This window comes from Deltaproteobacteria bacterium (assembly GCA_018668695.1).
Taxonomy (GTDB): Bacteria; Myxococcota; XYA12-FULL-58-9; order XYA12-FULL-58-9; family JABJBS01; genus JABJBS01.
The window spans coordinates 1-8,804 of record JABJBS010000011.1 but is presented as its reverse complement, the minus strand read 5'-3'; the positions used below and the strand labels follow the sequence as shown (position 1 = coordinate 8,804).

At 52.5% G+C, this 8,804-nt stretch carries 5 protein-coding genes; all 5 read right to left on the bottom strand.

The window, feature by feature from the left end; genetic code table 11:
- Window positions 1–761 (bottom strand): response regulator (locus HOK28_00560; protein MBT6431550.1); only part of this gene is annotated, 761 nt, incomplete at its 3' end.
- A gap of 30 nt (window positions 762–791) precedes the next feature.
- Window positions 792–3,344, bottom strand: a complete 2,553-nt coding sequence (locus tag HOK28_00555; protein ID MBT6431549.1) for a hypothetical protein — start codon at window positions 3,342–3,344, stop codon at window positions 792–794.
- Between the two features lie 162 nt (window positions 3,345–3,506).
- Complete coding sequence (locus HOK28_00550; protein ID MBT6431548.1) at window positions 3,507–7,268, bottom strand: hypothetical protein; 3,762 nt, start codon at window positions 7,266–7,268, stop codon at window positions 3,507–3,509.
- A 274-nt stretch (window positions 7,269–7,542) separates the two neighbouring features.
- The gene (locus HOK28_00545) at window positions 7,543–8,373 is read right to left on the bottom strand and encodes a flagellin FliC (GenBank protein MBT6431547.1); all 831 of its coding nucleotides are present in this window, start codon (window positions 8,371–8,373) and stop codon (window positions 7,543–7,545) included.
- 254 nt (window positions 8,374–8,627) lie between these two features.
- On the bottom strand, window positions 8,628–8,804 hold a 177-nt coding region (locus tag HOK28_00540; protein MBT6431546.1), incomplete at its 5' end, for an energy-dependent translational throttle protein EttA.

The window sequence follows — 8,804 nt, the reverse complement described above, 5'->3', positions numbered from 1 at the left end:
TTCGAAGATTCCATGTATTGCGGGAGCCCAATCTTGCACCGCACGCCACGAGGCTCCATTTGAGACTTCACCAAGCCCGCCACGATGTTCAAGATTTCACCAATAGCATCACCGACTTCGTCGGGTGGTAGATCTTCTTCGTCCGGTCCCAACGCAAAGAGAGCTCGCGATAAGGACTGAGCACCTCGAGCATCCGAGAACATACACAGCCAAAGCAGGTCATCACCACCTTCGAATGGTAGATAGGAGCCCATTTGGTCACTCGGGATATCGGTTGTATAGGCAACGACTTCCGCCTCACTCGCGAACCCGAGAGGATTCGATGACACCTGCTTGGTGGCCAAAACCACCGCATCAAGCCAATCCTTGAGAGGAATCGATGTACCCGATGCATCGTCCTTGCCGAAAACTGCCGTGAGTTCACGGTTGAAGTTCTCAGCTGTAAACGGCTTGCCGATTAGAAACAGAGCACCCTCTGACTCCGCATCATCGCGCATCTCCTGGGACTGCTCTGATGTAACGAAACCAAACTTTACGTCAATGGCTTCACGCTTGAGCGTCTTGAGAAGCTCCATCCCGTTCATTTTCGGCATATTCCAGTCGCAAAGCACAAGGTCTGGCTTATTGGATTTGATAAGAGATAGACCGGCCTCGCCGTCCCCGGCCTCAATGATTTCGTGGTCACCAAAACCTGCCTGCTTCAAGGTTCGTTTGATGAGGTTTCGCATCGGCTTGCTATCTTCAATTATCATAATCGTCATTTGTCTTACCTACCCACTTGGTTTTGCAATTCAGTTTGCTGCTATCAAGGGCATCACCATCTTAAAGGTACTGCCTTTGCCTAGGTTAGTAGCAATCTCAATTCTGCCACCTAAAGATTCAATATCCCTGCGAACGACATCCATTCCCACGCCGCGGCCGGAAATAGATGTCACTTGTGCTGCGGTCGAGAACCCGGGATGAAATATCAGAGCCAAAATCTCAGATTCTGGCATGTCTTGATTCTCTTCAACCAAACCTTTTTGTACGGCCTTGTTGAAAATAACGTCTTTATCAATACCTTTGCCATCATCTGAAATCTCGACGATGACTTCTTTCTCGTCGTTGTATGCATTGATGGTAATGGTGCCGAGCGGAGGCTTGCCTACGCCTTTGCGGCCTTCTGGGCTTTCAAGGCCGTGGTCAACAGCGTTTCGAACCATGTGAACCAAAGGCGAACTAACAGCCTCAGCCATCTTTCGGTCAACCTTGGTGTCGTCACCGTGAACAACCAGCTTAACCAGCTTCTCTGTTTTCTTGGCAAGGTCACGAACCATGCGGCTCATTTTGGTAAACACTGGCTTGAGTTCAACCATTCTTAGTCTAGCACTGATTTCGTGGATATCCGTGGACACGCCACTCATTTCCTGAAACGCCTGAAGTAACGAGCCAGACAACTCAGTGTCTGTCTCCGTCATATTCTTCTGCGCTTCATTCAGCTTCAGGCACAAAGCTTCAAGTTGGTTTAAAAGCTCCATGTCAACTTTAACAGTTTCCTTGGTCTTCTTCGCCGACTTCTGCGGTGCGTCTGCTTCGTCGGCCTGCGCATCATCCCTAATCGCTGGCAACTCAATCGACGTAAACGCTTTACCGTTTTCAAGCGCCGACAATAAGCCGTCAACAGTCGCAACAGCCCAGGCCACGAAAGGCTCAGGTTCGTCTACATCACCGTTGATAACGAGCTGCATAACCTCGTGGCACTTCGTTACACCTTCGCGCAGGGAACCATCCGCCCACTGAGGTAAGCTTTCGCCCAATTCCTCAAGAAGCGAGAGGGCCTCTGCCAACAACCAAAGGCTTAAGCCTTGTGGCTCAGGCGCCGCCAACATTTCACCACGGCGGACCGCCTCGAGGCGGTCGATGAGTCCTGCCACTTCAGGAAACAAAATTAAACTGGTACCTTCATCCACGGCATACTTTACTTCGTCCAGAAGCTTTCGGAGTAAATCGTTTGAATCCATGCAAACGTCTATCACGCCGCCCTTGAGTTCATACTTCTCACTGCGACAGTCGGATAGAACTTCTTCAGTTATATGCGTTAGGTTGGTGATATCATCGAGATCACAACAGCTTGCAACACCCTTGATCGAGTGAACCTTGCGGAATACTTCATTCAGGTGTTCCGGATCCGTAACACCTTGTTGAAGCTCCAAGAGAACCTCTTCAATCCGTGCGACTTCGTCGTAACTCTCATCGAGAAACTCAACCAAGAGTTCAACGTCTTCTTCATCACGTTCAACCTTCGTTCTCTCTTGAGAGCCCGCAGCCGCAGCATCGGACTCGACCACATCCGGAGAACCACCTGAAATAGCAGCAGACGGTGCTACTTGCCCATCACGTACCGCTTCAAGCTTCGCAACCAACGGCTCCACTTCAGAGAATCGTCGAACTTCGCGGCTCTCATCAACCGCAACCTTCACTGCATCGAGCAGGATACGGAGCAAGTCATTGGATTCCAAAACAACATCTAAAACGTTGCCTGCAACCTTCAACTTGTCCTCGCGACAGTCCGACAAAACCTCTTCGGTTATATGGGTAAGTCGAGTGATATCTTCGAGGTCAATACAACTGGCAACACCCTTGATGGAGTGCACCTTTCGAAACATCTCGTTGACGTAATCGGGATCGGATGCACCGCCCTGTATCTCGCCTAGAATTTCTTCGATTCGGTCGACCTCGTCGTAGCTCTCGTCCAAGAATTCAACAAAGAGTTCCAAGTCTTCTTCATCTCGTTCAACAGGCCCCAAGACCTGCTCGGGCTCTGCTGAGCCGGCTTCTTCATCGCCGCCCGCTTCTTCAAGCACGGCAGATATTTCACTCATAAGCGCTTTAGAAGTTCGCTCACTCCAGACGAAGAAAATCTCACCGTCCATATCCGGGCTGCTTAGCGCACGACCCAGGAGCGGGATTTTTCTAGTACCGAATTTGGCACACTCATCGCCCTCGAGAAAAAGAGGAATCGTACCGGTGGATTTATCGCCAGACCCTACAGCCTTCTTAATCGCACCGGCAGTCATATTCACAAGCTCGCCGAGTGCATCCACAACTTCTTCAGCCGTGGGCTCCTCGTCGGGTTCCATCACGTAGATAGCCCGCGTTAAGCTTTTACAACCATTCTCACATCCAAAGAGCGCCAAGTCCCATACACCATCGTCACGAATGACACTGATACGACCGCCAAACTTCATGGATGTCGGATCAAAGGCAACGAAATCTCCCCTAGGCTCTAGGGTGAGCATAAACATCGTTTCACAGGCCTTGAGAAGTCCCTCAAGAGCAAGTTCCATCGGCTTTGCTAATTGCAAGTCCTTACCCCGTTTTAAGATTTACCCGCACATCAATCGATGTGCCCCTACTCTTAAATTGATATTGCCATCTCCAGCGCCGGTCAACCGGTGCAGAAGTTTCGTGAGCCGCATTGCATACATGCACCCACGCAAAACTACATTCTCTCACCTGTAAACCTGTCAGGGTGTACCCCCCGCGCTATCCGCAGGTGCCGGCGTGTTGTCTCCAGATCCAGGACCACCCTGTCCTGTCGACGTTTGACCATCAGCACTGCCCTGGTCCGTTCCTGCAGGCTTTGCGGCGTTGGCTTCCTTAGCCTTACGACTCTTTTTCTTGAGTCTTATTTTGGCCGTAACCCATTTAGCAGCGCTATCTTCGTCATCATTTCGATCTGCAAGATTAATCAGTTGGTTAACAGGACGAAGATCGTCGGGCCTACTTGCCTGCACACTTTCGGCCAAGGTTCGAGCCGTATCGCTTTCACCTTTACGGTCTAGCAAATCAATCCAACCGAGCACCGTCTCTACCGGATCGGGTGCGCCGGCTTGCCCCCAAAGCAAGGTTTCGAAACCAGCCTCTGCCTCAACCAGTTTCCCATTATCGGACTGAGCCTTCGCTATATCCAATTGCAAACGTGGCGTCTTGAGCTTCTTACCAAGCTGCTCAAGTCGGCCTAGACCAGGATTGCTTTGACCGGCGGTCTCCCTTGCATAAACAGCGTATGGGTTCTTTGAGCGACCTTTAGTGGCCTTTTTCAAAGCTTTCTTGACCTGACCAGCCTTGCCCTTGGCCTTAGCAAGCTCCGCGTCCATCATGTGCATCCAGGGGGTGCCTCGGACACCTGGCCTGGATTTAACTTTGTCAAAAGTCGACTTCGCTCCTGAAAAATCGTTTAGCTTTAATTTCCACCGAACGGTTTCCAGGTAAACTCTTCCTTTGTCTGCGCCGCCGCCCAGCATGCCTGAATTCTTACCCAGTATCGCCAACGGGTTCTCGCCAGCTGCTTCAGCTAAATTCGCCACATCAACAATAGTGGCAGACGACGCTGAACCTTCAAGCTGAGTCTTCGCCGAGGCATAGGCCTCAGAAAAGTCAGCCTTATGCAGGTGCGACCCCGTAAGCATGTTGATAAATTTTGTTCGCCGTTCAGGCGACATCGCATCGTTTGCCGGCACCGCCTTAAAGGGCTCGAACATTTTCGCCTGCTCGGCATAGAGCTTTTGCTTAATAAATAATTCGCCACCCCGAACTGCATTGTCGGGGTCCTTCGACTCCACTATGCTATCAACCAAATCATCCGCCCAGCCTTCGCCGCCCTTGCCACGCTTAGCCATAATCTGTGCACGCAGAAGCTGTGCATCGATCATCGAAGGGTTTTTCGACAACGCTTCTTCCAACATGGCAATAATCTTGTCGGCATTGCCTCGAGGCTTCTGGCTTAATGCCATGACGAGATGCATCTGAGGCGATTCCTTACCCTCAGACACCGTCAGCTTGTTGATAAGCTTGCGAGCCTTGTTCGCCTTGCCCTGAAGCGCCAATGCGCCCGCTGCCGCGGCAAGCCCCATGGGCCCATACTCTTCGCTGTTGAGACGTTTTGGCGCCGTCGCTATAAGCTGCTTACGAGCCACCGGGTCCTTGTAAGCATAGGCCAAACGGAACCGAGCCCATAAGAGCAAACTCTTATTCCCACTTGGCCCAGCTGCGGCCAACAAGTCTACTTGGTTCCGTAAATTCCGATAACCCAACGAGTCAACATTATCCGCCGAAATAGGCTTTGCTGTATCGACCTGGGATTCTTCCTTGGCGCCGAGCATCTCGCTCAGGTCTACCGTCGGAGTATTGGGGTCATCGGTTTCCCCGGCTTCACGGTTCTCCCAAAACTTCTTATCACTTTCAGGGCGCGCCTTGTCTCCAAGCAAAGGGCCAAAAAAGACGTCGCTCCAAATGATAAAGGGGGCCACCAAAAGTGCGGCTAAAATACCGAGCTTGATATTGCGAATTTTGAGCTGCCGGGCTTCTTCGTCTAGGTCAACCGCTGGCCCTTCGACATTCTCGTCGCCGAGCGCATCATCCACTGCAGAATCACGCACCCCCACCCCGCGTCGGATGTCTTCGCGCTGTTCATGAATAATTTGAACCTGCCTACGACGTGCTTGCTCCTGGGGACTGGTCGGTGCTCCGGGGGCGGCAGTCTGCTGCTGGGCCGGACCCGGGCTTGCCTGTTGTATAGAAGCCGCTGAATCATCGTTGCTTGTACCCCGTGAAAACAGCTTCTTCATACCATCGAAAAAGGGGCTTACGACCCTAACCACAATTGGGCCTTTCGACTTACCCGATCCTGGAGGCGGTAGCTTGTTGCCACCCCGTGAAGGCTCTCGTTGAAACGCCTGCGTGGGCTGTGTGTCTGGGTCGTCTGCCGCGCGTCCGCCACCACGTTGCAACCTGACCGTAATCTCGTCAGGCCCTGGTTCTGAACCGCCACCGCCGCCGCCGGCATAGTTCCCAGACGGCGCTGAGATACCCCCACTGCGCATATCGAGACGGGGTCGGTCCGGCTCACGAAAGGTCTTTCGCTCGGCTGGTTTTTGTATCTCAGGCATTGGAACCCGTGATGCGGTATTAGGCTCAACGGGTCTAGGCGCAGGCTCACCTTGTTCGTGGACTACTGTGACCGTGCTTTCAGGATCAGTTGTGCGTGCCTGTATTCGCCGACTGCCACCCGCCACAACCGAAGGTCTCCGTGGGCCGCCTGAACCGCCCTTAGCAGCTTGTGGCCGTCTGGCCTGACCCGCTGGTGCGGCTGCCATGGGTGCTCGTGGTTGCGATGGCCTGGAAGTCGGCGCGGGCGATGCCCGTTCTGGTTCCGGTGCGAATTCGGGAGGGGGAGCTGGCGCTTCAGTATCCTGAGCGGCCTCCTCTTGCGTATCTTTTTTCTTATTCTCTTTTTTAGCCTTCTTCTCTTTCTTGGCCTTCTTCTCTTTTTTCTTTTTCTTCTTCCCTTTGGCGGCCGCACTGTCATCGGCGACGTCGCCTGGCGCCTCAGCCGGCTCTCTCGCTTCTGGAGATGGCGCAGGAGGCAAGTCCTCAGAAACCGGTGGTTCTACGTTACCAGCTGCCTCTGCCTCTTCACTTTCACTCGCATCACGAGCAGCCTGTTCCTCTTCGGTTAAAGGCGTTCCGACGTTAAAGAAGTCATCGTCATAATCCTGAGCTGGCTCGTCATCCGGCCAAGGGTGGTCCGGCACTTGAACGTCAGCCCCGCAGTTACTGCATGGAAATTCGATACCCGCTAAGCCATCCTCTGCGGAGACGTTGTATTCTTCCAGGCAGGAGAAACACATGACCGTGATTTCCGTACCCCCCTCAATGGAAGGCGCGTCACTTTCCGCGGGCACACCATCTAGGTCGTCCGCAGACATCTGACCCTGATCTCCACGGGTAGCTAACTCCTCCTCACTCAAAGGAGTTCCTACATTAAAGAAATCGTCATCGTAGTTCTGATCCGGTTCCGCATCGGGCCACGGGTGGTCGGGCACTTTGACTTCCGCCCCACAATTGTCGCAGGGGAAATCCATGCCAGCGAGGCCATCGTCGGCTGAGACGTTATACTCCTCCAGGCATGAGAAGCATGTAACATTGATCGCGGAACCACCTTCGAGCGATTTTTCTTCTGGAATATCATCGAAACTCATCTCCATTGGAGCGCTTGTTGTTTCGAAGGTGGTACCTCCTTGGTCCTCCCAAGGCATCTCCGGCACTTCCACCATGGTTCCACAGTTATCGCAGGGGAAACTCATGCCCGCGAGACCATCGTCATCACTGACGGAGTACGCCTCGTTGCAGCCCTCGCATGCGATATTAATAGTGTGAATCTGGCTGGTTAGAGCGGCTCCGTCCGGCGGATCTTCCGCCGGCGTCCCATCTTGGGAATCGCTCATAACAAATTCCTCCAGACCAGTTGGTTGGTGTGTCCCACACGGACATCTCTACGCATCTAGTGTATCAGTGTCTCGGGATGTCGATGCAAGGATGGATGAAAAAAAACGTCGAAAAACTGCGAAGTTACGCAAGAAACAACAAAAAAAAGCACCCTGTCGCCGGGTAAACCGGTCGATAGGGTGCTATTCGAGAAGCTTCTTATAAAAATTGGTGTGAAGTCATCAGCGCCGCGTAGGCTACCAACATCCTCACAGGAGCTTGTGGAAGCCCCTATTAACCGCCGATGAGCGACAGTGCTGACTGAGGCAGTTGATTTGCCTGAGCCAATACCGACGTTCCTGCTTGGCTTAAGATCTGGTTGCGACTCATCGCAGCTGTCTCTTCCGCCACATCAACGTCTCGGATTCTAGAATCCGCCGCTTGTAAATTCTCACGCATGCTACCGATGTTGCTGATCGTCATTTCGAGACGATTCTGAGTGGCACCAAGGGTACCTCGTTGCGTGTTAATTGTTTGAATCGCAAGGTCAATCGCTGCAATTGCCTTCTGCGCGCCTGTCGACGAGCTCAAAGTCTCGTCGTTCATTCCAAGCTGCGTGCCGGAGACACTCGCAAGACTGACACTGATTCGGTCATTTGCGGTATTACGCATACCGACCTGAAAGCTAACACCGGCCGATACACTGCCGTCGATAAGCTTTTGACCGTTGTATTCAGTCACGCTGACGATGCGGTCGAGTTCCGACTCAAGCAGAGTAAATTCCTGAGCGAGATAACCGCGCTGGGTACCATCCATGGTTCCTTCGTTTGAGGCCTGGACAGATAGTTCGCGCATTCGATTGAGAACGCCAAAGACTTCGTTTAGTGCGCCTTCAGCTGTTTGGATAAGACTGATGCCGTCGTTCGAGTTTCTACTCGCCTGGCTCAAGCCTTTGACTTGCGTTCGCAACTGGTCGCTGATCGCTAAGCCGGATGCATCATCGGCTGCACGGTTGATCCGGAGTCCGGACGACAAGCGCGCAATGTTTTGATTCAACCTGTTTTGGGTTTGGCTCAAATGCCGCTGCGCATTGAGTGATGATAAATTACTGACTACAGACATCATGGTTAAGCTCCTCTTCCCTATCGCGTCTCAAATGACGCGAACCACACACACATGCCCTGATACCATGTTGTTCAGGACCCCTACCGGCTGCATCCACATCGCAACCCGTACTCATAGGTCTCATCGTCTGGACCATTTTTGACTTTAGATATTTCTACCCATCCTAAGATCATCAGCTAACGACAAACACCTAACCACCTGTAAATAGGGACAATTAATAGGTGATCAAAAGTCATCTTTATTATGCTCTAAACCTACATCGCCGCCAAACGACGGAATTTCACACGCTGAGGCCGTGAACCCTCCTCGCCGTGACGCCGCTTTCGGTCTGCTTCATACTCAGCATAGTTGCCTTCAAACCACTCAACGTGGCTATCTCCCTCAAATGCAAGAATATGAGTCGCTAGACGGTCCAGGAACCATCGGTCGTG

Excerpts from the sequence above, each read along its gene's own strand:
- HOK28_00545 (MBT6431547.1), bottom strand. The coding sequence starts at position 8,373 with ATGATGTCTGTAGTCAGTAATTTATCATCACTCAATGCGCAGCGGCAT.
- HOK28_00550 (MBT6431548.1), bottom strand. The coding sequence starts at position 7,268 with ATGAGCGATTCCCAAGATGGGACGCCGGCGGAAGATCCGCCGGACGGA.